22 protein-coding genes are annotated in these 26794 nt (G+C 69.6%); 13 read left to right on the top strand and 9 right to left on the bottom strand.

Annotated features, from left to right (window positions below; all coding sequences use genetic code 11):
* Positions 1 to 137: 137 nt before the first annotated feature.
* Entirely contained in the window at positions 138 to 2864 is a 2727-nt protein-coding gene (gene hrpB, locus DYE07_RS06325; protein ID WP_074045978.1) for an ATP-dependent helicase HrpB, read from the bottom strand.
* A 61-nt stretch (positions 2865 to 2925) separates the two neighbouring features.
* Positions 2926 to 3972 (bottom strand): lipid II:glycine glycyltransferase FemX, encoded by a 1047-nt coding sequence (locus DYE07_RS06320; RefSeq protein WP_074045979.1) that lies wholly within the window; start codon positions 3970 to 3972, stop codon positions 2926 to 2928.
* A 375-nt stretch (positions 3973 to 4347) separates the two neighbouring features.
* Here DYE07_RS06320 and DYE07_RS06315 point away from each other — a divergent pair, with 375 nt between their 5' ends.
* The 7 genes from DYE07_RS06315 (at position 4348) to DYE07_RS06285 (ending at position 13213) form a co-directional block, all read left to right on the top strand.
* Entirely contained in the window at positions 4348 to 5514 is a 1167-nt protein-coding gene (locus tag DYE07_RS06315) for an MFS transporter (RefSeq protein ID WP_040014707.1), read from the top strand.
* A gap of 169 nt (positions 5515 to 5683) precedes the next feature.
* The gene (gene ppc / locus DYE07_RS06310) at positions 5684 to 8590 is read left to right on the top strand and encodes a phosphoenolpyruvate carboxylase (protein WP_115296574.1); all 2907 of its coding nucleotides are present in this window, start codon (positions 5684 to 5686) and stop codon (positions 8588 to 8590) included.
* 198 nt (positions 8591 to 8788) lie between these two features.
* Positions 8789 to 9031 carry a hypothetical protein gene (locus tag DYE07_RS06305; RefSeq protein WP_006945682.1) on the top strand — a complete coding sequence of 81 codons (243 nt, stop codon included), beginning with the start codon at positions 8789 to 8791 and terminating at the stop codon, positions 9029 to 9031.
* 82 nt (positions 9032 to 9113) lie between these two features.
* A complete protein-coding gene (locus DYE07_RS06300) occupies positions 9114 to 10055 on the top strand; it encodes a 2-hydroxyacid dehydrogenase (RefSeq protein WP_115296573.1) in 942 nt (313 codons plus the stop codon).
* Between the two features lie 71 nt (positions 10056 to 10126).
* Positions 10127 to 10438, top strand: coding sequence for a hypothetical protein (locus DYE07_RS06295; RefSeq protein WP_115296572.1), 312 nt, complete (start codon positions 10127 to 10129; stop codon positions 10436 to 10438).
* Positions 10439 to 10823: 385 nt separating this feature from the next.
* Complete coding sequence (locus DYE07_RS06290) at positions 10824 to 12017, top strand: alcohol dehydrogenase catalytic domain-containing protein (RefSeq protein ID WP_062257463.1); 1194 nt, start codon at positions 10824 to 10826, stop codon at positions 12015 to 12017.
* A gap of 470 nt (positions 12018 to 12487) precedes the next feature.
* Positions 12488 to 13213 carry an SDR family oxidoreductase gene (locus DYE07_RS06285; protein WP_115296571.1) on the top strand — a complete coding sequence of 242 codons (726 nt, stop codon included), beginning with the start codon at positions 12488 to 12490 and terminating at the stop codon, positions 13211 to 13213.
* A 560-nt stretch (positions 13214 to 13773) separates the two neighbouring features.
* On the opposite strand, the gene DYE07_RS06280 is transcribed toward DYE07_RS06285, so the two are convergent.
* Positions 13774 to 14172 carry a DoxX family membrane protein gene (locus DYE07_RS06280; protein WP_006945735.1) on the bottom strand — a complete coding sequence of 133 codons (399 nt, stop codon included), beginning with the start codon at positions 14170 to 14172 and terminating at the stop codon, positions 13774 to 13776.
* Between the two features lie 176 nt (positions 14173 to 14348).
* The gene (locus DYE07_RS06275) at positions 14349 to 14813 is read right to left on the bottom strand and encodes an NUDIX domain-containing protein (RefSeq protein ID WP_038566879.1); all 465 of its coding nucleotides are present in this window, start codon (positions 14811 to 14813) and stop codon (positions 14349 to 14351) included.
* Between the two features lie 252 nt (positions 14814 to 15065).
* Here DYE07_RS06275 and DYE07_RS06270 point away from each other — a divergent pair, with 252 nt between their 5' ends.
* From DYE07_RS06270 to DYE07_RS15375, 4 genes are all read left to right on the top strand, one after another.
* The gene (locus DYE07_RS06270; RefSeq protein ID WP_115297097.1) at positions 15066 to 15866 is read left to right on the top strand and encodes an SDR family oxidoreductase; all 801 of its coding nucleotides are present in this window, start codon (positions 15066 to 15068) and stop codon (positions 15864 to 15866) included.
* 97 nt (positions 15867 to 15963) lie between these two features.
* Positions 15964 to 16176 (top strand): heavy-metal-associated domain-containing protein, encoded by a 213-nt coding sequence (locus DYE07_RS06265; protein WP_074045985.1) that lies wholly within the window; start codon positions 15964 to 15966, stop codon positions 16174 to 16176.
* Positions 16177 to 16178: 2 nt separating this feature from the next.
* Positions 16179 to 18617 carry a heavy metal translocating P-type ATPase gene (locus tag DYE07_RS06260; RefSeq protein WP_172462957.1) on the top strand — a complete coding sequence of 813 codons (2439 nt, stop codon included), beginning with the start codon at positions 16179 to 16181 and terminating at the stop codon, positions 18615 to 18617.
* Positions 18614 to 19066: a metal-sensitive transcriptional regulator gene (locus DYE07_RS15375; RefSeq protein WP_311200878.1), complete on the top strand. Its 453-nt coding sequence runs from the start codon at positions 18614 to 18616 to the stop codon at positions 19064 to 19066. Before DYE07_RS06260 ends, DYE07_RS15375 begins: the two co-directional genes overlap by 4 nt.
* 44 nt (positions 19067 to 19110) lie before the next feature.
* Here DYE07_RS15375 and DYE07_RS15110 read toward each other — a convergent pair whose 3' ends face one another.
* The 4 genes from DYE07_RS15110 to DYE07_RS06240 form a co-directional block, all read right to left on the bottom strand.
* On the bottom strand, positions 19111 to 19497 hold the full coding sequence (locus DYE07_RS15110; RefSeq protein WP_237723887.1) for a type III PLP-dependent enzyme domain-containing protein: 387 nt from the start codon (positions 19495 to 19497) through the stop codon (positions 19111 to 19113).
* A gap of 84 nt (positions 19498 to 19581) precedes the next feature.
* A complete protein-coding gene (locus tag DYE07_RS15105; protein ID WP_237723890.1) occupies positions 19582 to 20394 on the bottom strand; it encodes an alanine racemase in 813 nt (270 codons plus the stop codon).
* 123 nt (positions 20395 to 20517) lie between these two features.
* A complete protein-coding gene (locus DYE07_RS06245) occupies positions 20518 to 21234 on the bottom strand; it encodes a peptidyl-tRNA hydrolase (RefSeq protein WP_237723895.1) in 717 nt (238 codons plus the stop codon).
* Between the two features lie 229 nt (positions 21235 to 21463).
* The gene (locus DYE07_RS06240; RefSeq protein ID WP_115296568.1) at positions 21464 to 22804 is read right to left on the bottom strand and encodes an MFS transporter; all 1341 of its coding nucleotides are present in this window, start codon (positions 22802 to 22804) and stop codon (positions 21464 to 21466) included.
* A 410-nt stretch (positions 22805 to 23214) separates the two neighbouring features.
* Here DYE07_RS06240 and DYE07_RS06235 point away from each other — a divergent pair, with 410 nt between their 5' ends.
* Positions 23215 to 24837, top strand: coding sequence for a DEAD/DEAH box helicase (locus DYE07_RS06235; RefSeq protein WP_172462956.1), 1623 nt, complete (start codon positions 23215 to 23217; stop codon positions 24835 to 24837).
* Between the two features lie 131 nt (positions 24838 to 24968).
* Here the strand turns inward: DYE07_RS06235 and DYE07_RS06230 are convergent, their stop codons facing one another.
* The gene (locus DYE07_RS06230; RefSeq protein ID WP_006946092.1) at positions 24969 to 25892 is read right to left on the bottom strand and encodes a patatin-like phospholipase family protein; all 924 of its coding nucleotides are present in this window, start codon (positions 25890 to 25892) and stop codon (positions 24969 to 24971) included.
* Between the two features lie 133 nt (positions 25893 to 26025).
* Here DYE07_RS06230 and DYE07_RS06225 point away from each other — a divergent pair, with 133 nt between their 5' ends.
* On the top strand, positions 26026 to 26787 hold the full coding sequence (locus DYE07_RS06225; RefSeq protein WP_074041116.1) for a sulfite exporter TauE/SafE family protein: 762 nt from the start codon (positions 26026 to 26028) through the stop codon (positions 26785 to 26787).
* The last annotated feature ends 7 nt before the right edge of the window (positions 26788 to 26794 follow it).

Here is a 26794-nt window from a genome sequence, read left to right as displayed (position 1 = left end):
TCGCCAGGCGGGTTGAGGCTGTCGGCCGGTGAGTTGCGGACTGCAACTCAGCCATGCGGGGTTGCGGCCCTCGAGTTGGGAGTTGGGGGACTGCAACTCGGCCATGCAGGATTGTGCCTCCGAAGTGCCGCCGGGCGTCAGAGGCGGTTCTTCGTCTTCGCCGTCGCGACGTGTGTGAGAGGGTCCTCGGGCCACGGATGCTTCGGGTAGCGGCCGCGCATGTCGGCGCGCACGCCCGCGTAGGGCCCGGCCCAGAACGAGGCGAGGTCGTCGGTGACGGCGACGGGTCGCTGCCCAGGCGACAGCAGGTGGAACAGCACAGGTGCGCGCCCGTCGGCGAGGCGCGGGGTCTGCGTCAGCCCGAAGCACTCCTGCAGTTTCACTGCGACGATGGGCGGGCCGCCCGGTTCGTCGAGAGGTGGGTAGGTGATGCGCACGCTGGAGCCGCTGGGCACACGCAGCCGCTCGGGTGCCAACTCGTCGAGACGTGTCGCGTCGGGCCAGGGCAGCAGGCGACGCAGCGGTTCCGTCAGGTCGATGGAGGCGAGCTTCCCCCCACGGGCGAGGCGGTCGAGCTCCGGGGCGAGCCAATCGTCGAGTCGGGCGAGCAGTGTGTCGTCGTCCATCGCGGGCCACGGGTCGGCGAGGTGGTGGTGCAGGAAAGCCAGACGACGTCGCAGCGCCGCTGCAGCATCGCTCCATGTCAGCAACGAAAGCCTCTGCGCTGCAAGAGCATTCGCGACGGCTTGTCGCGCCACCTCCGGCGTCGGGGACGTTGGTGTCGCCGAGAACTCGATCGCGCCGAGCGCCTTGACGCGCCGCCCCACGATCTTGCCGGAGGTCGCGTCCCACGTCGCGCGCACCTCGTCGACGAGCAGGTGCGACGCTGCGTCCTCCGCGATCGGTCGAGTGATCGGGGCCGCCAACCGGATGACGGCGCCCGTCCCACGCGCGGCGCGACCATCGGAACGCGCGACGTCCGCGACAGCCAACCACTCACACTCGGTCAACGGTGAATCGTCTAGCCCCGCACGGGTTCCCGACGCCGTGAGGTAGACGCCCTCGGCGACGCGATGCGCCACGCGTTCCGGATACGCAAGAGCGATGACGAGACCGGCGTCGCTCTCGGTCTCGGCGTCCACGGAGCGAGCCCGTCGAGATGCCGCGGCGTGTCCGGGCGCCCACCCGGGGTCCGGGGTGGCGCCGGCGTCGTTCGAGCCGGCCGCGACGACGCGTGTGAGGCGTTCGCTCTCGCGCACCCACCGCGAACGGGCCGGCCCCTGCAGCTCGGCGATCGCGTGGTCGAGGTCGGCGTCCCTCGAGCGGACGTCGTCGGCGAGTGCAGCGACGTATTCCGCGGCCGATCGGGCGCCGATTCGCTCGGCCGCGACGAGCAAGGCGCGGGCGAGCCGCGGGTCGGCGGGTACCTCGACGAGCGTCCTGCCGAGGGCGGTGATGCGACCGTCAGCGTCGAGCGCGCCCAGGCCGACGAGGGTGTGCGTCGCCTCGCGCAGGGCGGGCGCAGGTGGTTGCGTCGGCAGGGAAAGCCCGGTGCCGCCCGGCGTGCCCCACGCCGCGAACGTCAGGGCGACGTCGGTGAGGTCGCTCGTCGCCATCTCGGGCGTGACATGCTCGGGCATGCGCGCGAACGTCTGCTCGTCGTAGCAACGCACCGCCATGCCGGGCCCGAGACGGGCCGCACGGCCGGCACGCTGCACCGCGCTGGCGCGCGAACACGCCACGGTGACAAGGCCGTTCATGCCGCGCGCGACGTCGCGTCGAGGTTCGCGCGAGAGCCCGGCGTCGACGACGAGGCGCACGCCGGGCACCGTCAGTGACGACTCCGCGAGGGCGGTGGAGACGACGACGCGGCGCGGTTCGCCGGGTCCGCGACCGGCCGTCGCGCGATCCTGCTCGGCAGCGTCGATGCGCCCGTGCAGTTCGAGCACGTCGAGTTCGGGGCGCAGTTGCCGCACCTGCTCGGCGACGATCGACACCTCGCGCGCACCTGGGAGGAAGACGAGCGCGTCGCAGCCCCGCAAGCCGGCCAAGTTGGCGACGGCGTCCGTCGCTGCGGCAGTGCCACGCCCGCCGGCATGAGTGTCGGCATCATCCAGCGCGCGGGTCGTGATGCGCGCGACGTGCTCGAGGAAGGCCCGGGTGACGCCGCGCGCGTCGAGGCGGGGCGAGTCGAACGGCGCCCATCGCACGTCGAGCGGGTGCAGCGCAGACGGGCAATCGACGAGGGGTGCCTCACCCGACGTGGTGGTCGCGGCGAGGAGATCGGCGAAACGCGGTGCGTCGAGCGTCGCTGACATCGCGACGACGACGAGATCGTCACGCAGCGCGCGTACGTCGGCGAGCAGGCCGAACGCGACGTCGGATTCGATCGAGCGCTCATGCACCTCGTCGAGGATGACGGCGCCGACGCCCGTCAGTTCGGGGTCGGCGAGCAGGCGCCGATCGAGCAGACCGGGCGTGACGAACTCGACGAGTGTCGCTGTGCTCGAGCGGGATTCGCCGCGCACTGCGTAGCCGACGACGTCACCGAGACGCGTCCCCGTCAGCTGGGCCAGACGCCGTGCAGCAGCGCGGACGGCAACACGTCGCGGCTGGGTGACGATGACGCGGCCGGCTCGGCCGGGCGTCACTCCACGGGCCGCTGCGGGGTCGACGTCGCGCCATGCGTCGCCCCGCTCAGCGAGCCAGTTCGCGACGAGCGGCGGCGCGAGCGTCGTCTTGCCCGTGCCGGGCGGGGCCTGGACGACGCACGCGCCCGCGTCGAGAGCGCGCGTCAACTCAGCGGTGGCCGTCGCGAAGGGCAGCCCGCGTCCGATGGCGTCGAGGTCGAAGGGGGCATTCATCGTGGCCTATTCTCGCCCCGCGCGGCATCTCGCCCCGAATCGCAGGATGCGCGGGCGCCGATCAGAAGTACGGCGTCTTCTTCACGACGAAGTGGGCCTTGCGCACAGCCTTCTCGACGCCGGCCTCCCACGCCTTCGCCTGCAGCGGCATCACGGGCAGCAGCCAGGTGCCGACGTAGTCGGTGATCTCCTTGTTGAACCCCGTCTTGAACTGTCCGACGCCGTAGAGCGGGTGCGTCTCGTCCTTGGCGCGATCCGAGGGCGGGGCGCCGCACAGGTCGTAGTCGGTGACGCCGCGCTCCTTGAGCGCCTTGATCGTGTCGAGCACGAGAAGCGCCGCGGCGCCGCGCACCTTCTTGACGGGCACCGACGCCGCGTCCTTGCGGCTCGCGAGGTGGCCGTTGATCATGACGAAGTCTGCCGAGATGACCTCACCCTCGTAGTAGGCGAAGAAGAAGGCGCCGCGGCCGTCGCGCCCGTACGTCTGCCAGAACGTGCGGTAGTACTCGTAGGGGCGGATGACGAAACGCCCCTCGGCCGTCTTGACGAACAGGTCGTAGAACGTGCGGCACGAGGCGTCGTCGATCGGCACCTCGGCGGTCGTCACGCCGTCCTTGACGGCGCGGCGGATGTTGTAGCGCGCCTTCGAGTCGAAGCCCTTGAGCAGGGTCTCGGCGTCGGGCCGGATGTCGAGCCACACCGTCGAGAACGTGGGCTGGACGTCGGTCGTGCGGTGAGCGCCCGCGGCCTCGAGCGCCGCCCGGTTCTCGGGTGAATCGACGAGCTGCGGCTCGAACTTGATCGCGAAGACGAGGCGCTTCTTCGCCTGCGCGGCAAGCGCCGTCAGCACGCCCGACGGGTCGCTGCCCTCCGCCAGCCCGGGGCCCTGCGGCACGTACCACAGCCGCCCCAGCGGCGGGACGATCCGCTCGAGCACCATGACGGCGACCCCGCCCGCGTCGACGAAGCGGGGCCTCCACCCGGCGTCGGCCTTGATCTCGGCGAACTCCGCGAGCTGGAAGAATGCGCCGCCGTCGGGGTTCGCGGCGACGGAGGCGTTCCAGCCGTCGGGGGCTGATGTGGTGGAGGAGGCTGATGGCGCCGTCACGGTGCGTCCTACGTCTCGGGAATGGATGTTCCCCTCCATCGTGACGCATCCACCCCGCGCGTCAAGCATCGCCGTCCTCGACGTCGGGCACGTCGCCGACACCGCGCGGAGCCGGGCCGGGCGGCGAGCGCGACACCTGGGTCCCGATCAGCCCCTACCCAACGACGCTTATCGGTCACATGTGTCCGTGAATCGCCGTTGGGTCGCTGGATCGCAGATGTGGACGAAAATCGCGGATGGGGACAGGAATCGCAGATGGGGCGGGTGTTGACGCCCAGATGTGCAGCGATTCGCCAAGAGCGCCAGGTCTGAGAAACTGGGAATTCATCTGCCGCCCCCGATCCTGTGGGGCGGCCATCTTGTCGAAGGAGGGCGATGAACGAGCACAGGGGTCTGCGGGCGTCAGGGTGGCCGGGGGTGGTCGTGCTCGCCCTCGGCATCTTCGCGATGGTGACGGTCGAGGAGCTGCCGATCGGCGTCCTCACCCTGATCAGCGACGACCTGGGCGCCTCCGAAGGAGCCGTAGGCCTCGGCGTGACGCTGGCCGGCGCCGTCGCCGGCGTCATGGGGTTGTCGACGTCACTCGCCATCGGCACCCTCGATCGCCGCGTCGTGCTCTTCACGGCACTGCTCGTCGTCGCGGCCGCGACCACGGCGTCCGGGATGGCGACGAACGTCGCCGTCTACCTCGTAGCGCGTTTGTGCGCCGGGCTCGGCATCGGCGTGTTCTGGGCGCTCATCGCCATCGTCGCCTCCCGCATCGTCGCGCCCGAACGCGCGGCGCTCGCGACCACCGTCGCGTTCGCGGGGGCGTCGGGAGCGACGATCCTCGGCGTGCCGATCGGCACGTGGCTCGGCACGACGTGGACGTGGCACGTCGCGTTCTACGCGCTCGCCGCGTTCTGCTTCGTCATTGCCGTGGCGCTGTGGTTCCTCGTGCCGAGCGTGCTCGTCGACGAGAAGTTCACGACCGACGGGTACCGCCGCGCCTGGTCGATCGGCCCGGTGCGTCTCGCGCTGCTCGTGACGGCGGTGCTCGTCGTCGCGCAGTTCTGCGCGTACACCTACGCGAGCCCTGCGCTGCAGGAGTTCGCGCACGTCAGCCCCGCGGGTGTCGGCGCGATGCTGCTCGTCATGGGCATCACCGGGTTGTTCGGCAACGTCGGCTCAGCGCCCATCATGCGACGTCGCCCGATGCTCGCGCTGCTGCTCGTCACGTGCGGCATGACGGCCGGCATCGCGGGCCTCATGCTGTCGGGAACCCCCGCCGTCGCGGCCCTCGCGATGGGCGTGTGGGGACTGTTCGGTGGCGCGATGGCCGTCGTGCTGCAGCACTGGGTGCTGACGAGCGCCGGGCCCTACGCCGAGCCCGCCGCAGCGCTCGATTCGGGCATCTTCAACTTCGCGATCGCCGGCGGAGCCGCCCTCGGAGCGTTCGTCCTCGACGTCTCGAACATCCACACCGTGTTCGTCGTCGCCATCGTCGGCACACTGACGGCGACCGCCATGGTGCTCGCGTACCGGCGTCGCGTCACGGCCTGAGGGCTGCATCGCGCGGCGAACGCAGGGCCCAGCCGCGCCATTTCGTGCACGTCAGGTCATTGCCGCATCCCCCGAGCTCGAACACGCTGTGGCGCAAGCGTGTTTCGGGCGTGTGACACGGCCTGGACGCCGCTGAAACGCGGGGGCCGGCCTCGGCATACTGGCGAACATGTCAGAACTTCTGCACTTCACGACCACTGACGCGGACCGCTCGGCCACCGAGCCGCTGCGCGACGACATCCGTCTGCTCGGCGGGTTGCTCGGTGACGTCATCCGCGAGCACGAGGGTGAACGCGTCTTCGGCCTCGTCGAGGACGCCCGGGTCAGGGCGTTCGGGGTCCGTCGTCAGGAGGTCGACCGCGCGTCGTTCGGCGACACGCTGACGGGGCTGTCGACGCGCGACGCCCTCCACGTCATCCGAGCGTTCAGCCACTTCGCGTTGCTCGCGAACATCGCGGAGGATCTGCACCGTGAGCGTCGCCGCGCCGCTCACGTCGCGGCGGGGGAGGATCCGCAGGACGGCTCGCTCGCGGCGACCTTCCGCAAGCTCGCCGGCGCCCATATCGACGGTGACACGGCCTCCGAGCGGCTGGCGGGCGCCACCGTCGTTCCCGTCATCACGGCGCACCCGACGGAGACGCGCCGCCGCACCGTCTTCGAGGCGCAGAGCCACATCAAGCGCCTCATGCGGGAGCGCACGCGCATGCAGCTCGACCCGAGCGAGGATGCGGAGAACCTGCGCCAGATCAAGCTGTGGGTGCTGACGCTGTGGCAGACGGCCCTCATCCGGCTGAGCAAGATCACGATCACCGACGAGATCGACGCGGGCCTGCGCTGGTACGACGCCGCGTTCTTCGAGGTGATGCCGACGCTCAACGCCGAGCTGCGTGACGCGTTCGCGGCCCTGCTCCCGGGCGCTGGAATCGCGGATGATCCTGTGCTGCAGGCTGGTTCGTGGATCGGTGGCGACCGTGACGGCAACCCCAACGTCACGGGTGACGTCGTCGCCTACGCCACACGCCGTGCCGCGGAGACGGCGCTCGATCACTACCTCGACGAGCTCGACAAGCTGCAGACGAGCCTGTCGCTCTCCCGACGCATGGCGCCCGTCACGGACGAGTTGCTGGCCCTCGCGCAGCACGCGGCTGACGCCGGTGACGCGCGCGACGACGAGCCCTACCGTCAGGCGTTGTCGTACGTGCACGACCGACTCATGGAGACGCATGGGGTCGTCGTGGGGGCTGATGCGGGCGATCCCGGCGCGGCGGGCGCGGCGGGCGCGGCTGGGCCAGCCGGCGCCGTCGGCGCGGGGCAGGGCGGTGAGGCTGACGACCCGTACGTCGCCTATGCGACGCCCGAGGAGTTCCTCGCCGACCTCGACGTCATCGACGCCTCGCTGCGCAGCACCAGTGACGACCTGATCGCCGACGACCGACTCGCCACGCTGCGAGAAGCGGTGCGCACGTTCGGTTTTCACCTCTACGGCCTCGACCTGCGCCAGAACTCCGAGACGCACGAGGCGACCATCGCGGAGCTGTTCGCCTGGGCCGGCGTCTGCGACGACTACGCCGCGCTCGACGAGGACGCCCGCGTCGAGCTGCTCACCGCGGAGCTCGCGAACAACCGTCCCCTCGCCGGGCCGAATGCGACGTTCAGCGAGACGACGACGAAGGAACTCGCGATCACCGCGGCCGCCGCACACGCCGTCAGGACGTTCGGTGAGAAGGCCGTGCCGAACCACGTCATCTCGATGTGCACGAGCGTGTCCGACATGCTCGAGACGGCCGTCCTGCTCAAGGAGGCCGGGCTGCTGACGGTGACGCCAGACGGTCCGCGCTGCAGCGTCAACATCGTGCCCCTGTTCGAGACGATCGAGGATCTGCAGGTCTCCGCGACGACGCTGCGCGCGGCGCTCGCCGTCCCCGCCTACCGCGCCCTCGTCGATTCGAAGGCGCCGCCCGCCGACACCCACTGCGTGCAGATGCACCCGGGTGCACCTGCACGCAAGGGCGGAGGGCTGCAGGAGGTCATGCTCGGCTACAGCGACTCGAACAAGGACGGCGGCTACATGGCCGCCAACTGGGCGCTGTACCGCGCGGAACTCGACCTCGTCGAGGTGGCCGAAGAAGCCGGCATCCGACTGCGGCTGTTCCACGGCCGCGGCGGCACCGTCGGACGTGGTGGTGGCCCGAGCTACGACGCGATCCTCGCGCAACCGCCGGGCGCCGTGCGTGGCTCGCTGCGCCTCACCGAACAGGGCGAGATCATCGCCGCCAAGTACGCCGAACCGAAGCTCGCCACGCGCAACCTCGAGGCACTCGTCTCCGCGACGATCGAGTCGTCCCTGCTCGACGTCGAGGGTCTCGAACCGTCCGAGGTCGACGACGCCTACGCCGCGATGGACGAGATCGCCGCCCTCGCCCGCGAGGCGTACGGCGACCTCGTGCACCGCACCGACGGATTCGTCGACTACTTCAAGACGTCGACGCCCGTCGCCGAGATCGGCGAACTCAACATCGGCTCCCGCCCCAGCTCACGCAAACCGACGTCGTCGATCGCCGACCTGCGCGCCATCCCGTGGGTGATGTCGTGGTCGCTGTGCCGCGTCATGCTGCCCGGCTGGTATGGCACGGGCACCGCCCTCGAACGCTGGATCGGTGACGACGACGCGCGCCTCGCGCAACTGCGCGGCTACGTCGAACGCTGGCCGTTCTTCCGCTCCGTCATCTCCAACATGGCGCAGGTCATGGCGAAATCCGACCTCGGACTCGCCGCCGAATACGCCGAACTCGTCGAAGACGCCGACCTGCGAGCGCGCGTGTTCGACAAGATCCGCGACGAACACGCCCGCACCCTCGCCATGTACGAGAAGATCACCGGCCACGACGACCTGCTGTGGGACAACGCCGCTCTCAAACGTTCCGTCTTCAACCGCTTCCCCTACCTCGAGCCCCTCAACCACCTGCAGGTCGAACTCCTGCGCCGCTACCGCGCCGGCGACGATGACCCCCAACTCAAACGCGGCATCCTGCTCACGATGAACGGACTGGCGACAGCGCTGCGCAACTCGGGGTGACCGGGCAGCGCGAGCGCGCTGCCCGGTCACCCGGAGTTCGATGATCTTTGACGCTGACTCCTCAGCGCTCGCCCAGCGGGCTCGCTTGATCGTCGTCAGCGTGGGGGTGGGGGCTGACCTCGCAGGCTCGGCCAGGAGCTCGCTTGGTCGTCTTCGGCGCGAGGCGTCGAGGGTGCGGCAGAGCGAGGTGCCGAGAAGATGGCGGTCGGCTGTCACCAGGGTCAGGTCTTCGAGGGCTGCCTGGGTGACGAGCATCGCGTCGAACGGGTCGCGGTGGGGCAGTTCGCTGCTGACGCGCGCCGCCTCATCGGCATGCCAAGGAAGAACGGGCAACTCGAAGAGCCCGGCCGCCCGCAGAGGGTCGTGATGTCGTCAGGCCCGGACAGCTTGCCGGAGAGCACCTTGATCGTCGTCTCCCAGACGCTGGCGGCCGACACGTAGGACTTGGGTGCCCCGCTCCGTGGTGCCGCGCGCGTCGCGGGGCGCATCGGCTCGAGCGTGACCGGGATGCCACGATGAGGGCATGAGCGACACACTGATCCTGGGCGCCGGCGGGCTGTACCCGCCGCTCGTCGAGCAGCTCGTCGATGACGGCGCCTTGACCTGGCCACGCGGTGGCGCTGACCGACGCGCGATGCTCGACGATCACGCCGCTGACATCCGCGTCGTTGTCAGCAGTGCGGGCGTCGGAGCGGATGCGCGCCTCATCGACGCGTTGCCGAACCTCGAACTCATCGCCAACTTCGGCGTCGGGTACGACGCCACCGACGTCGACGCGGCCACCGCGCGTGGCATCCCGGTGACGAACACCCCCGACGTCCTCGACGACTGTGTCGCCGACCTCGCCATCGGCCTGACGATCGACGTCATGCGCGCCATCTCCGCCTCGGATCGGTATGCGCGACAGGGTCGTTGGAAGAGTGACGGCCCGTACCCGCTGCAGCGGCGCGTCACCGGAGCGAAGGTCGGCATCTTCGGTCTCGGCCGCATCGGGCAGGCCATCGCGACGCGATTCGAAGGGTTCCGCTGCGAGATCAGGTACCACAATCGTTCGCGCAAGGACGTCGCCTACGACTACGAGGAGAGCCCCGCGGCGCTGGCCGAATGGGCCGACGTCCTCGTCGTCGCGACTCCTGGCGGCGCGCAGACGAAGGCGCTCGTCGACGCCGACGTGCTCGCTGCCCTCGGTGAAAACGGCTACCTCGTCAATATTGCGCGGGGCAGCGTCGTCGACCAGGAGGCGCTCATCGAGGCGTTGCAGCATGACGCGATCGCGGGCGCCGCGCTCGACGTGTTCACCGACGAGCCAGGCATCCCGCAGGAGCTATGCGACCTCGACACGGTCGTCATCACCCCGCACGTCGCGAGCGCGACGCACGAGACGCGCCGCGCGATGGCCGACGTCGTCCTTGCGAACATCGACGCCCACCGTGCGGGCCAGGAGCTGCCCACCCGCGTCAACTGACGATCGATGACGGCCCTTGCGCCACGACCACCCTCGCGGCGAGCGTCATGACTCGTCCTCGGCCTTTCGGCATGGCCGAGCCGGAGGCAGGCGAGACTGCGGATTCCGCCCGCGAGTCCGGTCCCGGATTGGAGCCAGGTGGCGTTTGTGCCGATTCCGAGCGTGTGGGAGAAGACGATGGTGGACGAGGCCGCGACGAGGCAGAGGACATCGCCGAGGAGGAGGGCCTGCCGCAGGTCAGCTACGACCCAAATCAGCAGGCGAGGCTGGACTGGATGCTGCAGGTTCGCCCGCTGATCGGGTTGGACCCGTCGCAGATGAGCGAGCAGGCGGCGAACGAGGCAGCGGCGCAGTTGAGGACGTTGCTGGCGAACAGGCCGTAACGTTCCGGCCCGCGAGCCAGGGCGATCTGGCTCCGTCTGGGCCGAAGGCGCGCTTCGCGGCGAACCTCGCCCCCATGACCACCAGTCGGCAGGTGCGCGACGAGCAGCGCCCGGCGACAGCGGTTGAGCAGCGTGTGATGGCGCTGGTCGAGTTGGGGTGCAATCGACTCTTCGGCAGTCCCTGGTGCTGCCATGCTGTCGATCCTGGCGCCGACTGACAGTCTCTACCGAACCCGGGGCGATTCAACTCGCGATATGGATGCCCCGACGCGGTTGCATCGGGCTGGAACAAACAACCGCACTCTGGTTAGCTACAGGCAGACCCGTAATCCACGGGCCCCTCGACGGGCCGCTTCGAGCTGGGGCGGTCGAAGGAGTGAAAGACATGGCAACTGGTAACCGCGCCGTGGTGTTCCACGGTACCGAAGACATGCGAGTCGACACCGTCGATTACCCCAAGCTCGAGATGCCGAACGGCCAGAAGGCCCCGCACGGCGTCATCCTCAAGATCGTCGCAACGAACATCTGCGGGTCCGACCTGCACATCTACCGCGGTTCGTTCCCGGTGCCCGAGGGCATGCTCATGGGTCACGAGATGACTGGGCAGGTCGTCGAGGTCGGCCCTGACGTCGAGTTCCTGTCCGAGGGCGACCTCGTCTCCGTCCCCTTCAACGTCGCCTGCGGCCGCTGCCGCAACTGCCGCGCCCGCCACACCGAGGTGTGCGAGACGACGAACCCCGACGCCTCCTGCGCCGCCTACGGCTTCAACCTGGGTAACTGGGACGGCGGCCAGGCCGAGTACATGTTCGTACCCTACGCCGACTTCCAGCTCCTGCGCTTCCCCGACAAGGACCAGGCCATGGAGAAGATCCGCGACCTGGCGCTGCTGTCGGACATCCTCCCCACCGCATTCCACGGTCTCATGGAAGCCGGCGCCAAGCCGGGCTCCACCGTGTATATCGCCGGCGCTGGCCCCGTCGGACGCTGCGGCGCTGCTGCGGCCCGCCTGCTCGGTGCGTCGTGCATCATCGTCGGCGACTACGACCAGAAGCGACTCGACCTCGTCAAGCGCAGCGGCTGCGAGACCATCGACCTGTCCAAGGACGTGCCCCTGACCGACCAGATCGAGGCCATCCTCGGTGAGCCGATGGTCGACAGCGCCGTCGACTACGTCGGAGCCGAAGCTCACGGCATCGGCTCCGACGCGGACAAGCTCATGCCGCAGGCCGCGATCAACCAGGTCATGGACGCAACCCGAGCCGGCGGCGCCACGGGCGTCATCGGTGTCTACGGGCCGGACCCGCTCGCGCCGACGCAGGAAGGCAAGGAAGGCACCTTCCCGCTCGACTTCGGCAAGGTGTGGATCAAGTCGCCCCGCATCTCTGCGGGCCAGGCGCCGATCATGCACTACAACCGTGAACTCATGATGGCCATCCTGTGGGACCGCATGCCCTACCTGAGCGACATGCTCAACACCAAGGTCATCAGCCTCGACGAGGCCCCTGACGCATACGTGAAGTTCAACGAGGGTTCGGACGAGAAGTACATCATCGACCCGCACGGGATGATCAAGCACTGATCGTCTTGCACCCCTGACGTGTGAGTGGGGCCCCGCCGCATTTGGCGGGGCCCCACTCACACGTTCACCGGCAAACCTGGGCAACTGGCTCAAACCAGGCCTTTGCAATAGCCCAGGAATGCGGCTGACCGATGTCGAGATGCGCCGTACTTTGCACACGACACGCCTCGGACATTGCACAGTCGGGCCCGGAGCCACCCGCTTGCGCAAAGTCGAGGCAGACCGGCCCTGGAAGCGTTCAGGCACCTCGTGCGATGGAAGCAGTCGGCTCGAACGGACCGTCTGCGTGGCTCGCTGGCGCCGCCATCGGGGCCGGTTTCGGGTACGCCTCGGCCAACATCGTCGGCGCTATGATGACCGCAGCGGGGTTGGCCCTTGCCTTTGTCACCCTGCGACTGGACGCGCGCGAGCGTCGCCACATCTGATCCCCGCACAACGCATCTCATTATCGCAACGCAAGGGAGAACCCCATGAGTGCCACCCTGCCCCTGGCCAGCCAGAACATCCTCATCATCGGCGGCGCGCGCGATATCGGGTTCGCCATCGCGAACGCCATCCACGAAGCAGGGGCAACACCTGTCATCGGTGCTCGCGACCTGGTGAAAGCGCGCGAGGCCGCTGAGCGGATCCCCGGAGCGCGAGCTGTCAGCATCGACATCACCGACGAAGACAGCATCGTGCGCGCTCTGGACGAGGTCGGACCACTCGATCACATCGTCACCACCGCGTCTGCGCATCACAACGTGCCGGTCTCGCAGCTCGACCACGATCATGTCGTCTCCGCCTTCGAGGCGAAGGTGATCGGTCCGATGTTGCTGGCGAAGCATGCAGCCAAGACAGTTCGCCCCGACGGCAGCCTTCTGCTGTTCTCCGGCGTCGCCGCGTGGAACCCGTCGCCCGGATACGCCGTCATGGGCATCACGAACGGGGCGGTCACCTACGCCGTCACGCATCTCGCAAAGGAGCTCGCTCCCATCAGGGTCAACGCGATCTCGCCCGGCATCATCGATTCCGGCAGCTGGGATGCGATGGGAGACAACGCGAAGCACGAATTTCTCGAGGACTCCGGGCGCGCGACCCTGGTCGGCCGAGTGGGGCGGAACGACGACATCGCACGTGCCGTCCTGTGGCTGCTCGAAGGGTCGTTCGTAACCGGCGAGACCATCCACGTCGACGGCGGCGCACGCATCGCCTGACCATCCGGCAAGACCGGCCACCTCAACGAGGGAAACCACCAAGAGGACCGTCCCTAGATTCCGCATCTTCGAAAGTGCACACCTGAGAGGGTGCCTACTTTCGTGGGGTGGGTACACCCCACTGGCACGAGCCGTCGCTCATCGAGTGCGCGTGCACATAGGGCTGGTCGACGTCTTATCGTCACTTCGCGCCTAGGGTCTGAACGTGCCAGGTCGACTCGTGAGGTGCGCACGCGTTTCGTCGATGTCGCAGAAGCTCGCCAGGCCATCGGAAGCGATCGGGGAGGTTTCCGATCTGTTCTCCGCCCACCAATTCGGCGAGAGCCGAGCCCGATCACGTCGGATGCCCGGCGCTACGTGCGTCGCGGTGACACGCGTTGAGAGCCGAGGCGCCGCTGGCGCCGCTGGCCGCTGCGGGACAAAACGCGTGAGAGCCGGAACCCTGTCAGGCCGGGTTCCGGCTCTCACGCGTGACGCGGCGCAAGGCCGCCATCGAATTCTCGGACGGCGACTCCTCAGCCGTCGATCGCATACGTCTCAGACCTCGACGGCCGGGTGCGTCAGTTCTTCGTCATGATGACGGTGACGAGGCCACCGGCGGCGGCGAGGTTGCCGAAGAAGGCGGTCATCTGCTGGTTGCGGGCCTGCGGGTCGTCCTTGATGTCCCAGAAGTTGTGGGCGGAGACCGTCGTGGCGGCCAGCAACGGCAGCAGGCCGATGGCGGCGAGACGCGACTTGATGCCGAGGCCCATCGCCGCGCCGAGGGCGATCATGCCGGCGCCGTTGGCCTGGATGAGCTGCTCGGACGTGAGCGGGAGCTGACCCTTGAGGCCGTAGCGCTCCTGCGCGGCGTCGATCATCGGCACGAGGTGAGCGCGGTTCTTGATGGCGTTCTGGCCGCCGTAGACGAACAGCGAACCGACCATCGCGCGGCCGAGAGCCTTGCCGGGGTTGAACATGCGAATACCACCTTCGTTGAAGAATCAACGACGCTGAGCGCGCCGTTCCGTTCGATGCCCAGCCTATGATGTCGCGCTGCGATCCGCATTCCCGCGGGCGTGGATGCCTGACCTGCGGGCTGATGCGGGGTGCGTCAACAGGCCGAGGCAACCGCAGATGGGTGAGCCCCGGGGCGTCAGTTCACCCCGTCGACCGGCCGACCGTTCTCGAGGTAGAGGCAGTGAGGGGCGCCCCAGCCGTGCGCGACGCGCCGTCCGACGGGCTTCGACAGCAGGGCCAGTGCCTCGTCGCGTTCGGCGAAGCGGTGGGAGGCGATCTCGTCGGCCTGCAGGCGGATCGAGGCAATCTGCTTGTCGTCGAGGGTGCCGCAGTCGAAGAGGAAGCGCAGCCCCAGCTTGCGCTCGAGCTTGCCCGGGCGGGTGTCGACGATGACGAGGTGTCCGCTCGTCACGACCAGCCCCGTCTCTTCGAGCACCTCGCGCCGGCATCCGTCCCATGGACTCTCGCCGTCGGCCTCCATCGCGCCGCCGGGGATCGTCCAGCCGCTCTTGTATGTCGGCTCGAGGATGAGCAGGCGCCCCGAACGATCGAAGAGCAGTGCGCCGGCGGAGGCGGGAATCTCTGGTGGGTTCCATGGCATGGCTCGAACGTATCGTCTCGGGCCGGGGGAGCCGAGCAGGTCGTCGCACGTCGTTCGAGGGCCGGGCGTGGTTCGCCCGGCCCGGCAGTGGCCGGGCGGCGCTGAGATGCGCACGGATCGCTCAGCCGGGCGCCGGTCGGAAGAGCTGGTGGCGATGAACCCCTGGCGCGGCCGACGCAGTCTGTGATGTGATCGAGGTAACTATTGAGCATTGCTCAACAATGCTTCACGACGATGAACGAGGTGGCAGACATGGATGTTCACGGCGCGGTGTGCGTGGTGACCGGGGCGGCAGGCGGCATCGGCGCGGCGCTTGCGGAGGCGCTGCTCGAACGCGGCGCGAAGGTCGCCCTCACCGACCTCGACGGCGAACGTCTCAGTGCCACGCGCGAACGGCTCGCCACCGCCCACGGCGACGTGGTCGCTGCCGCCGGTGACGCCTCGAGCGCCGCCGACATCGCCGAGGTCATCGTCCTCGCCGAACGCGAGTTCGGTGTGCCGGTCGACGTCTACGTCGCGAACGCGGGCGTGGGCGTGGGCGCAGATCTGGCCGACGAGGCGAGCTGGGTCACCGCGATCGACGTCAACCTCATGGCGCACGTGCGCGCCGCGCAGCAGCTCGTGCCGGGATGGGTGGAGCGCGGCCGCGGCTACTTCGTCTCGACGGCGTCGGCTGCCGGCCTGCTCACGCAGATCGGCTCGTCGACGTACGCGACGACGAAGCACGCGGCGCTCGCCTTCGCCGAATGGCTCGCCGTGTCGTACGGCGACAAGGGCGTCGGCGTCAGCTGCCTGTGCCCGATGGGCGTCGACACGAACCTGCTGACCGAGACCGGCGGCGCCTCGCGCGTCGCGCAGCGCGCCGTCACCGAATCGGGCCCGGTGCTCACGCCTGCGCAGGTGGCGGACGACGTCATGCGCGCGATCGAGAACGAGACGTTCCTCGTGCTGCCCCACGCGAACGTGCTCGACATGTACCGCGCCAAGGGCGCCGACTACGACCGGTGGATCCGCGGGATGCAGCGCTTCGGCGCGCACCTGGCATCGAACTGACGCGCGCGACGGTGGGGCCGGGCGACGGTCGACCGGAGGGGAATACCCCCTGGGGGTATGGTGTTGTGTGTCAGTAGAACACGACGAAGGAGCAGTCATGGCTGAGCAGAACACCAGCACGTACACCGTCATCGGCATGACCTGTGGCCACTGCGAGATGAGCGTGCGCGAGGAACTCGAGGAGATCCCCGGCGTCAGCGACGTCGTCGCCAACCACGAGAGCGGCGTCGTGACGTTTACCTCCGAGCAGCCCGTGAGCCGCGAGCAGGTCGACGCCGCCGTCACCGAAGCCGGATACCAGCTCGCCTGAGGATGATCGAGACGACCACGCAGACCCGGACCCCCACCCCAGCGGCGCCAGTAGCCCCCGAGGCTCCGGCAACGCCGACGCAGAGTGTCGAACTGGCGCTGAGGGGCATGACGTGCGCCTCGTGCGCGAACCGCATCGAACGCAAGCTCAACAAGCTCGACGGCGTCGAGGCCAGCGTCAACTACGCGACGGAGAAGGCACGCGTGGCCTTCGCCGACGACGTGACGCCCGACGACCTCGTCGCAACGGTCGAGAAGACCGGCTACGGCGCGAGCGTCATCACGCCGGAACCGGTTTCCCCGCCGTCATCGGCCGACGCTGACGGGGCGGACAGCGGCGCTCGCGCCGGCAAAGCGGGCGAATCACCGGCCGACGCGCACGTGCGCGAGCTGCGGCAGCGCCTCGTCGTCAGCGCTGTGCTGACGGTGCCCGTCGTGCTCATGGCGATGATTCCGCCGCTGCAGTTCACGAACTGGCAGTGGCTGTCGCTGACGCTCGCGGCGCCCGTCGTGGTCTGGGGTGCGTGGCCGTTCCATCGCGCCGCGTGGACGAACCTCAAGCACGGCGCGACGACGATGGACACCCTCGTCAGCGTCGGCACGATCGCGGCGTTCGCGTGGTCGCTGTACGCGCTGTTCTTCGGCGACGCCGGCATGCCGGGCATGAAGCACGGCTTCGACTTCGGCGCGACGCGAGGGCACGGTGCGTCGAACATCTACCTGGAGGCGGCCGCCGGCGTCACGACGTTCGTGCTGCTCGGACGCTTCGTCGAGGCGCGTTCGAAACGCGCGAGCGGCGCCGCGCTGCGCGCCCTGCTCGACCTGGGGGCCAAGGAGGCGACCGTCCTGCGCTCCGGCCCTGACGGCGTCGAGCGCGAGCAGCGTGTGAACGCAGGCGAACTCGTCGTCGGCGACCGCATCGTCGTACGACCCGGCGAGAAGATCGCGACCGACGGCGAGGTCGTCAGCGGTGACAGCGCCGTCGACGCCTCGATGGTGACGGGCGAATCGGTGCCCGTCGACGTCGGCCCCGGTGACGCCGTCATCGGGGCGACGCTCAACACGAGCGGACGGATCGTGGTGCGCGCCACCCGCGTCGGCGGGCAGACGCAGCTCGCGCAGATGGCGAAGCTCGTCGAGGACGCGCAGAACGGCAAAGCGGACGTGCAGCGGCTCGCCGATCGCGTCTCCGGCATCTTCGTGCCGGTCGTCATTGCGCTGTCGGTGCTGACGCTCCTCGGCTGGCTCGTCGTGACGGGGGACGTCGAAGCGGCGTTCACCGCAGCCGTCGCGGTGCTCATCATCGCGTGCCCCTGCGCGCTGGGTCTTGCGACGCCGACGGCGCTCATGGTGGGTACCGGGCGCGGCGCGCAGTTCGGGGTGCTCTTCAAGGGCCCCGAGGTGCTCGAGGCGACGCATCGCATCGACACGGTCGTGCTCGACAAGACCGGAACGCTCACCTCCGGCGAGATGTCGGTCGGTGAGATCGTCTGTGCCGGTGGTGAATCCGAGGACGACGTGCTCGCTGTTGCGGCAGCCCTCGAGAGCGGCTCGGAGCACCCGATCGCTCGCGCCATCACCGACGCGGGCCGCGACCGCGTCGGCGATCTGCCGACCGCCGACGGTTTCATCAACATGCCCGGCGAGGGCGTGACGGGGCGAATGCGCGTGCCCGGCCCGAACGCGGAGGCAGCCGCCATGGTCGACGTCATCGTCGGCCGCCCGGATGCTCTCGCGGCCCGGGGCATGGCTCTCGACGGCCACCTGCGTGGAGCCTTCGACGATCTCGAATCGGGTGGAGGGACGGTCGTCGCCGTCGGATGGGGCGGCGCGGCGCGTGGCGTCATCGCCGTCACCGACACCGTGAAACCGACGAGCGCGGATGCCCTGCGCGGACTGTCGCGCCTCGGCCTGCACACCGTCCTGCTGACGGGCGACAACGAGCGCGCCGCGCGGAGCGTCGCCGACGCGGTCCGCATCGACGACGTCATCGCCGGTGTGCTGCCGGCGGGCAAGGTCGACGTCATCACGCGTCTGCAGGGTGAGGGGCGCGTCGTCGCGATGGTCGGCGACGGCGTCAACGACGCTCCCGCGCTCGCGCAGGCCGACCTCGGCATCGCCATGGGAACGGGCACGGACGTTGCGATCGAAGCGGCCGACGTCACCGTTGTGCGCGGCGATCTGCGTCTCGTCGGCGACGCGATCCGCCTGGGCCGCAGGACGCTGCGCACGATCAAGAGCAACCTGTTCTGGGCGTTCGCGTACAACGTCGCAGCGATTCCGTTGGCCGCCGCGGGGCTGCTCAACCCCATGATCGCGGGCGCCGCGATGGCGTTCAGCTCGGTGTTCGTCGTGCTCAACAGCTTGCGGTTGCGCGGATTCGCCGGGACGGCGGAGCAACGGCCGAGTCATCGATCGAACGAGGAGGGTGGGCGCGCGTGAGCGAGACGAAGTCGAAGGAGCCGGCCGTGGAGGCGATGCGGCAGGAACCCGTCGTCGACGCTCTGACGGGGGCTGAAGACGCCATGGTTGACGCTGTGGAGCCGGGCAACGGGGTGTCCGATGGCGGCGATCACGCCGCGGGGTCGTCGTGCTGTGAACCGTCGAAACCGGGGTACGAGAACGCCGGGTCGAAGGATGCTCTGTCCAAGCGGCTCAAGCGCATCGAGGGGCAGGTGCGCGGCGTCGAGAAGATGGTCGCGGACGACCGGTACTGCATCGACGTCCTCACCCAGATCGCGGCCATCCAGTCGGGGTTGAAGGCCGTGGCGCTCGGGCTGCTCGACGACCACATGGCCCACTGCGTCGTCGAGGCTGCTCGAGCCGGGGGCGACGAACAGGCCACCAAGCTCGCCGAGGTCAGCGACGCCCTGCGCCGATTGGTGCGCTGACGCTCGCCCGCCTCGCGCAGCCGGGTCAGTTGATGCTGGCCGAGTCACGCAGGACTGACTCGGCCGGCACCAACTGACTCACCTGCGCGGCGCCTCGGTGCGAGCGCTGGATCGATCACGCCCCACACACTCGAGCACGCGAAAGGCGTCAGCTGTTCATGCCCCCGCGCTGCGACGGCCCAGGTGTCCACGAGCGTGCCGTTGCGTACGACGTCGACCGCGTTGGCCAGGTTGATCGCGTTGCAGCAGTGATTCGGCACGACGCGCACCGTCGAGCCGAGTGCGGGCAGGGAGGCCCCGGCCATGTCGACGACGGCGTGATGCTCGGACATCTGCACGATGCGCGCGTCGGGATGGTCGAGCAGTCGACCGTGGCCGCTCGCCCAGGGCGCCTTGTCGGCAGCGAGCGTCTTCGACCCGGCATCGAGCACGAGACGCCCACCCGAGTGCGAGACGACCCGCGCGTGTGCGGTGAGCGCGATGTCCCCGGCCGCGCAGGCTCCGAGTTCCCACTGCTACGCATCGTTGAAGACGTACGCGCCGGGCCGCATCTCCGTGGGGGCGACATCCGTCGACGGGCCCGCGCCGTCGTTGACGGCGGAGGTGGCGCCAGGCAGGCTCGTGAGGGCGCTCCCCGACGACGACGCAGCCCCCGGCATGCCCGCGCGCGCGCCTTCGCCAGCGCCGTTGCGTGCAGCGAACGCCATGCTCGGGCTCGACCCGCCGCTACGAACGTGCGGTTCGATTCCCTTGGCGCGCAGGGCTCGTGACGCGCCGGCGAGCGCAGCGCGTTCGTCGTCAGCGGACTGGGCTCGGCCTTCCGGCGAGTACGAGTGGCCGGGAAAGGTGAAGACGCCGCGCACGTCGAAGCCGAGGCTCGCGATGCCCGCGGCGAGCTCGCCTGCGTCACGCGCCGGGATGCCGGTGCGGTGCTGACCCGAGTCGAGCTCGACGAGCACCTCGACCACCGCAGAGCCGAGCGGCTTGCGCAGCTGGCGCGCGGCCGTCATCGAGTCGCAGCCGACGCCGATGCGCGCGCGTTCCGCGAGGGCCCGCAGGCGCCGCCCAGCCTCGTCGTCGACCCACAAGGGGTAGGCGATGAACACGTCGTCGAAGCCCGCGTCGACGAAGACCTCGGCCTCACCGATCGTCGCGACGGTGATGCCGTGCGCCGCCGCGTCACGCTGCATCGTGGCGATCTCCGGCATCTTGTGCGTCTTGACGTGCGGCCGCAGCGCGACACCGGCGTCACGACCCAGGCTCGCCATGGCGTCGATGTTGCGTTCGAGCACGTCGAGGTCGGCGACGAGGCGGGGCGTGGCGGTCACGAGAACTCCTGACGGTCGGGTGCATTCATTCTGCCGGTCGTCGGGCCGCAATCTTGTGCTCCCTGCGCGGGAAACCGCGGTTCACGTGATGCTCGGCGACGAATCGTGACGTGCGCGGGTGCGTCACCAGTCCGCGCGGGTCGTCTCGTGCTGTCCGTCGAGTTCGGTGAATCCGGCGTCGATGATGCTGACGCGGCCCGGCGTCGCGGCCCAGTGCGCCTCTGTATCGCGCACGATGCGGACGCGGTGGTCGTCGGCCGCCCACCGTGCGCGCTCGTCGGCGCTCATCGATTCCCACGCTCGCTGCGCCGCGTGCGCGCACTGCGCGGCGCTCTTTCCGCTCGTCATCGTGACGAGGGGGCTGAGGCGGACGGTGACCATCGCATCCACGTCCTGCGGGTCGCGCGCGTCGCTCGTTCCATCGTTGGGGTGCGACGGGAGCTGCGTGCCCTCGACCTGCATCTTCTTCAGCCCGGGCGGCAGCGGTGACGTCGGCGCCGGCGTGAACGCACGAGCCTCGGCGCTGCCGTGACGAGCCGTCACCCCGTCGAGGGCTTGCGCGTCACTCCAGCGCTTGCCGCTGCAACGCCTCACGATCTTGCGGATGGCGATGCCGCGCCAGGCGTCGATGGCGTCGAGCATCGCAGTGTCGGGGGCGGCATCAGAGGACACGACGGGGTGCGCGCGGCGCTCGGCCTCGACGAGCAATCCGACGCAGGCCTGCGCGGCCGCGGCGCAGGCGTCGAGTTCGTCCGGTGGCGCGGTCTTCTCGACGCGCAGCGCGATCTGCATCGCCAGAGGCGGGGCGTCGGTCTCGGGCGCGGGTCTCGTCTCACTCACCGCACCATTGTGGTCCAGGGGGCCCGGGGCGCGAAGAATGGCGACGATGCGAGCTGCCCCGTGTCGGACGCCGAGAAGGCCGCGCCCGACGCGTCGGGCGCGGCCTTCGCCGTCACGGCTGGCGGTGCGAAAGTGACCGGGATTCGCGGATGGGATCAGGAATCGCGAAGGTGACCGGAAATCGCAGACGTGGACGAAGATCGCGAATGTGGCCAGGAATCGCAGATGGTCACGGCGTGCGGGTGGGGGAGGCCGGATCGTTGGCGGCGTTGCCCTCTGTCACGTTCGGGGCCGTCTCCTTCTGGAACCACACGACGGGCAGCACACAGATCGCGACGACGGCGATCATCGCGCCGGGCGCGGGTGCCCAACCAGTCGAGTCGATGAGCTTCTGCCCGACGAGCGGCGCGAACCCGCCGAAGATGGCGGTCGCCGTCGTGAATCCGAGCGCCATGCCCGACATGCGGGCCTTCGACTTGAACTGCTCCGCGATGGCCGACGCGGCCACGGCGCTCCACCCGCCCGCGACGGCGGCGAGCACGAGGGCGCCCGCGAGCGCCGCGCCCGTCGAGCCGTTCGCCATGAGCTGGAACATCGTCAGCGACGTCACGGCCGCGAGCACCCCGAAGATGAGCAGGATGGGACGGCGGCCGAAGCGGTCGGCGGCGAGGCCCGCCAGCGGCGTCACGAGGATGACGGCGATCGCCGCCGCGGTACCGAGCCACAGGGCGTCGGACTCGCTGAACTTGCCTGCGGACTGCAGGAACGTCGGCGCGTAGCCGATGCCGACGTAGTACGTGATCGACCCGAGCGCCGAGATGGCGAAACCACGCCACACCGCGGCGGGCTCGGTCTTGAGCACCTCGACGAGCGGGTTCTTCGACTTGTCCGCCTCGGATTCCTCTTCGAACACGGGCGACTCCTCCATGCGTGAGCGCATGAACAGGGTCGTCGCAGCCATCGCCGCGCCGATGAAGAACGGCACGCGCCAGCCCCAGGAATCGAGGTCGTCACCGACGAAGTACGACGTCGTAATCGCCGAGAGGCCGACCGCCAGCAGGCCACCGATCTCGCTCGCCGCGGAGGCCAGCGACGTGACGAAGCCGCGGCGGTGCGGTTCGGAGCCCTCGACGAGGTACGTCATGACGCCCGAGTACTCGCCGCCGACGCTGAACGCCATGAGGGCGCGCAGCGCGATCATCAGGTAACCCGCCATTGGCCCGATGGAGGCGTACGTCGGCAGGCAGGCCGTCGCGAGCATCGCCAACGTCATGAGGGCCATGGAGATGAGAAGGACGGGCTTGCGCCCGATGCGGTCGCCGACATGGCCGAAGAACGCGGCGCCGACGGGGCGCATCAGGTAGGTGCCGGCGAAGACCAGCAGCGTCCATGCGGTACCGCTCGTGCCGCCGCCGAAGAAGACGCGCGAGATGACCGTCGTCAGGTACAGGTACAGCGTGAAGTCGTACCACTCGATGACGGTCGACGACCCCGCGACGGCGAGCGACGTCTTGCTCAGCGGGCGATGGGCGTCGAGGGCGCGTGGCGCGTCGACGGGGATGGCTGCCATGGGAGATCCCTTGTGCTGGAGGCGTCCTTGGCTCGGGTGGTGCATCGAGCGTCATGGTGCGAGGGCCGGGCGCCAGGGGCGAATAGGTGACCTCCAGCCAAGCACGATGATGCGACGAATGCCACGCCCGTGACAGTGGCATGTGAAGGTTCGCAACCTTTGCGCGTAGACTGGATGCTTCGTGCAGGTGGCCGACTCGCCCCTGCGCCTCCCCTCGAATCGGAGCGCCCCGCGCTCGTCGTGCGCCCGGCGCGCGGCAGCGCCGAAACGGGCAGCACACGTCGTCGAACGACGCCCTCCGATCTCGGGAACGCGTGGCGCATGAGAGTCGGACGATCGTCGAGATGCGAGATCGCCTGCGACGCGCGGATTCACCGCGCGGGCTTTCACCATCGATCGTTCGTCTTTCCATGCAACCTCTCCAGGAGTCATCTGTGCCCTCGTTCTCCGATCTCGGCGTGCCCGCCGTCCTCGTCAAGACCCTCGACAAGCTCGGCATCGACACGCCGACACCCATCCAGGCCGCGACGCTGCCCGACTCGCTCAAGGGCCGCGACGTCCTCGGCCGCGGCCGTACCGGCTCGGGCAAGACGTTCGCGTTCCTGCTGCCGCTCGTCGCCCGTCTCGACGAGACGCGCTACGAGATCGACGCCTACCGCCCGCGCTCGCTCGTCCTCGCGCCGACGCGCGAGCTCGCCAACCAGATCGCCGACTCGCTCAAGCCGCTGGCCGCGGCGGCCGGGCTGTCGTACACGACCGTCTTCGGCGGCGTCGGGCAGAACCCGCAGGTCAAGGCTCTCAAGGCGGGCGTCGACGTCCTCATCGCGTGCCCCGGGCGTCTGGAAGACCTCATGGGCCAGGGCTTCTGCGACCTGTCCGACGTCGAGGTCTGCATCCTCGACGAGGCCGACCACATGGCCGACATGGGCTTCCTGCCCGGCGTCAAACGCATCCTGACGAAGGTGCCGCGCGAGGCGCAGCACCTGCTGTTCTCCGCGACGCTCGACGGTGGCATCGACGTGCTCGTCAAGAAGTTCCTGTCGAACCCGGTGACGCACCAGGCCGATTCGGCGCAGTCGCCCGTCGCGACGATGGAGCACCACGTCTTCGCCGTCGACTCCGACTCGCGCATCGACGTGCTCACCGACCTCGTCTCCGCACCCGGACGCACGGTCGTGTTCACCCGCACCAAGCACGGCGCGAAGAAGCTCGCGAAGCAGCTCGCCGGCCGCGGCATTCCCGCCGTCGACCTGCACGGCAACCTGTCGCAGAACGCTCGCGTGCGCAACCTCGACGCGTTCCACTCGGGCGCCGTCGAGACGCTCGTCGCGACCGACATCGCCGCGCGCGGCATCCACGTCGACGACGTCTCACTCGTCGTCCACGCCGACCCGCCCACCGAGCACAAGGCCTACCTGCACCGCTCGGGCCGCACCGCCCGCGCCGGCGCCGCGGGCACCGTCATCACCCTCATGACGCCGGATCAGCGCGGCGACGTGAAGTCGCTGCTGCGCATGGCGAAGATCAACGCAACGACGACGAACGTCACTGCCTCGCACCCGCTGCTCGAGAAGCTCGCGCCCGGTGAGCGTCGCACGATGAGCGCCGACGAGGTCGCCGCAGCACTGCCCACCGCACCCGTGCAGGAGCCCTCGCGCAAGAAGGCTCCGAAGGACGGCGGCGAGCAGCGTCAAGGCGGACGTGGCCAGGGCGGACGCTCCGGCGGCCGCAACCAGGGCGGAGGACGCTCCGGTGGCCGAGGCGCTCAGAGCGGCGGCCGCGGCGGTCAGGACGGCGCCGGCCGTGACAACCAGGGCAGCGGACGCTCCGGCGGCGCTGCGACCGGTGGTCGCGACGGCAACCGGGCGGGCGGGCGTCCGTCCGGTGGCTCGGGTTCACGGAGCCAGGGTGGCTCGCGTGGTGGTTCGGGTGCGCGTGGCCAGGGTGGCTCGGGTGCGGCAGGACGCTCCGGCGGCGCTCGTCGCAGCGGCGGTGCAGCCGGGTTCTCGTCGAACTCGCGCGCCGGGCGCTGACCCTCCCGCGATTCCCGTCCACATCGGCGAACGGCGTCCACATCGGCGATTCTCGTCCCCTTGTGCGCTTTTCGGTCACATCTGCAGATCTGCAGATGTGACCGAGAATCGCCGGTGGGTACGGGCGTCGATCACAACCCTGCGGCGTCGAGGGTCTCGGCCATGATGCGCTGACCGTCCTCGACGGCACGTCGCTGCACGTCCTGAGCGCGGCCGACGACCGAGATGCGCGCGACGTCGGCGGGCGGCGCCACCTGCGTCACCCGGTCGTCGTGCGACATGAGGTGCTCGAGCTCCTGCTTGCGCAGGTTGCGGCGCGTCCAGGCCGCGCTCGCGCCGGGCGCGTGACGGGACATCCACCGCGCGACGAGTCGCTTCTCGACCGCCTTGTCGCGGCTCAGATCCAGCGACGGCGCCTTGGTGCGCAGCACGAGCACGTGCGTCGCGCCCTGGGCCAGTGCTGTCTCGACGGGGATGTTCTCAGCGATCCCGCCGTCGATGAAACGTCGCCCGTCGATCTCGACGGGTGCGCCGCCGAGAACCGGCAGCCGCGCCGTGGCGCGCAGTGCGTCCTGCAGGCTCGCCTTGTCGTGGATCATCGGCGCCAGGTCGACCGCGTCGCCACTCGCCGCGTCGGTGGCGATGGGGTGGTACTCGACATCGCTCGCGAGGATCTCCTCGAACCCCATCGGCGTGACGTTCTCGTACAGGTCGTAGACGATGACGTCGGTGTCGACGACGGGTTTGCGACGCAGCGCGTTCGACGGGCGGATCGTCGCATTCATGCTCTCCGGCGCCCACCAGCCGTGCAGATTGGCCCGGGCGCGGCCACAGATCAGCCAGGCGCCGTTGAGAGCTCCGGCCGACGCGCCGTAGACCGCATCGACGGTCGTGAGCAGGTCGCGAGCCTCGAGCTCGGCCACCATGCCGCCGCCGTAGGCCGCGCGGGAACTGCCGCCTTCGAGGACGACGGTGACGCGCGCGTGGTCGTGACGCCGCAGGGGCTGGCTCGAGTTGTCGCGCCGGTGGCGCATGACGTCGAGGACGGTCTTCACGGTTCCCCATCCTGACGCGCGTCGGCCCCACGGGCCAAACGCGAGGGTGAAACCCTCCCGCCCGCCCCAGGCCACCAACGTGGCCCGCTGACCAGAGGAACGGCGGCGGGGGACGACCTGCTTGGATGTGCGGATGGAGTTCACCGCCGCGATGCTCGCCGCCGTCGTCGCGGCGATCCTCGTCGGCGCGGTGCTCCAACGCCTGTCGGGTTCGGGCATGGGGCTCGTCCTGGCTCCGACACTGACGCTCATCATGGGCGCCGCCCATGGCGTCCTGCTCGCGAACGCGACGACGACCGTTTCCGGCCTGCTGCTCACCCTGACGTTGCGACGTGACGTCGACTGGCGGCGCGCCGGCATCATCTGCGCCTGTGTCGTGCCGGGCGCTCTCGTGGGTGCCGTGGTCGTACGCGAGGTCAGTGCGGCCTGGCTGCAGGTCGTCGTCGGAGTGGCGGTGCTCGGCGCAATCGGCTTCACCGTCGGCGCCGATCGCCTCGGCCGTCTACCGCACGTCACGTCCGCGTGGCCGACGCCCGTCGCCGGCGGCATCGGCGGATTCTTCAACACGCTGTGCGGGGTCTCGGCGCCCGTCCTCGTCATCCACTCCCGGCTGACGCGGTGGGAGCATCGATCGTTCGCCGCGACCCTCCAGCCCATCTTCATGACGATGGGGGCCATCTCGGTCATCGCGAAGACGACGCTCGGGTCGACGGGCTCGACCGAGTTGCCGCCCTGGTGGCTCATGCCGCTCGTCGTCGTGCTCGTGCTCATCGGTGTCCGCATCGGCGAGGGTCTCACGCCTCGCGTGACGACGGCGCAGGCGAAGCGACTCGCGATGGCGCTCGCCGCGCTCGGTGGCGCGTCGGCGCTCGTGCGGGGTCTTCTCACGCTCTGACGCTCAT

This window comes from Dermacoccus nishinomiyaensis, assembly GCF_900447535.1.
GTDB classification, from domain to species: domain Bacteria; phylum Actinomycetota; class Actinomycetes; order Actinomycetales; family Dermatophilaceae; genus Dermacoccus; species Dermacoccus nishinomiyaensis.
The sequence above is the reverse complement of the archived record's forward strand: the minus strand, read 5'-3'. Positions and strand labels throughout refer to the sequence as shown.

Coding starts and splice junctions, on each gene's coding strand:
- hrpB (WP_074045978.1), bottom strand. CDS start 2,864: ATGAATGCCCCCTTCGACCTCGACGCCATCGGACGCGGGCTGCCCTTC.
- DYE07_RS06315 (WP_040014707.1), top strand. CDS start 4,348: ATGAACGAGCACAGGGGTCTGCGGGCGTCAGGGTGGCCGGGGGTGGTC.
- ppc (WP_115296574.1), top strand. CDS start 5,684: ATGTCAGAACTTCTGCACTTCACGACCACTGACGCGGACCGCTCGGCC.
- DYE07_RS06305 (WP_006945682.1), top strand. CDS start 8,789: ATGGCGGTCGGCTGTCACCAGGGTCAGGTCTTCGAGGGCTGCCTGGGT.
- DYE07_RS06300 (WP_115296573.1), top strand. CDS start 9,114: ATGAGCGACACACTGATCCTGGGCGCCGGCGGGCTGTACCCGCCGCTC.
- DYE07_RS06295 (WP_115296572.1), top strand. CDS start 10,127: ATGGCCGAGCCGGAGGCAGGCGAGACTGCGGATTCCGCCCGCGAGTCC.
- DYE07_RS06290 (WP_062257463.1), top strand. CDS start 10,824: ATGGCAACTGGTAACCGCGCCGTGGTGTTCCACGGTACCGAAGACATG.
- DYE07_RS06285 (WP_115296571.1), top strand. CDS start 12,488: ATGAGTGCCACCCTGCCCCTGGCCAGCCAGAACATCCTCATCATCGGC.
- DYE07_RS06280 (WP_006945735.1), bottom strand. CDS start 14,172: ATGTTCAACCCCGGCAAGGCTCTCGGCCGCGCGATGGTCGGTTCGCTG.
- DYE07_RS06275 (WP_038566879.1), bottom strand. CDS start 14,813: ATGCCATGGAACCCACCAGAGATTCCCGCCTCCGCCGGCGCACTGCTC.
- DYE07_RS06270 (WP_115297097.1), top strand. CDS start 15,066: ATGGATGTTCACGGCGCGGTGTGCGTGGTGACCGGGGCGGCAGGCGGC.
- DYE07_RS06265 (WP_074045985.1), top strand. CDS start 15,964: ATGGCTGAGCAGAACACCAGCACGTACACCGTCATCGGCATGACCTGT.
- DYE07_RS06260 (WP_172462957.1), top strand. CDS start 16,179: ATGATCGAGACGACCACGCAGACCCGGACCCCCACCCCAGCGGCGCCA.
- DYE07_RS06240 (WP_115296568.1), bottom strand. CDS start 22,804: ATGGCAGCCATCCCCGTCGACGCGCCACGCGCCCTCGACGCCCATCGC.
- DYE07_RS06235 (WP_172462956.1), top strand. CDS start 23,215: ATGCAACCTCTCCAGGAGTCATCTGTGCCCTCGTTCTCCGATCTCGGC.
- DYE07_RS06225 (WP_074041116.1), top strand. CDS start 26,026: ATGGAGTTCACCGCCGCGATGCTCGCCGCCGTCGTCGCGGCGATCCTC.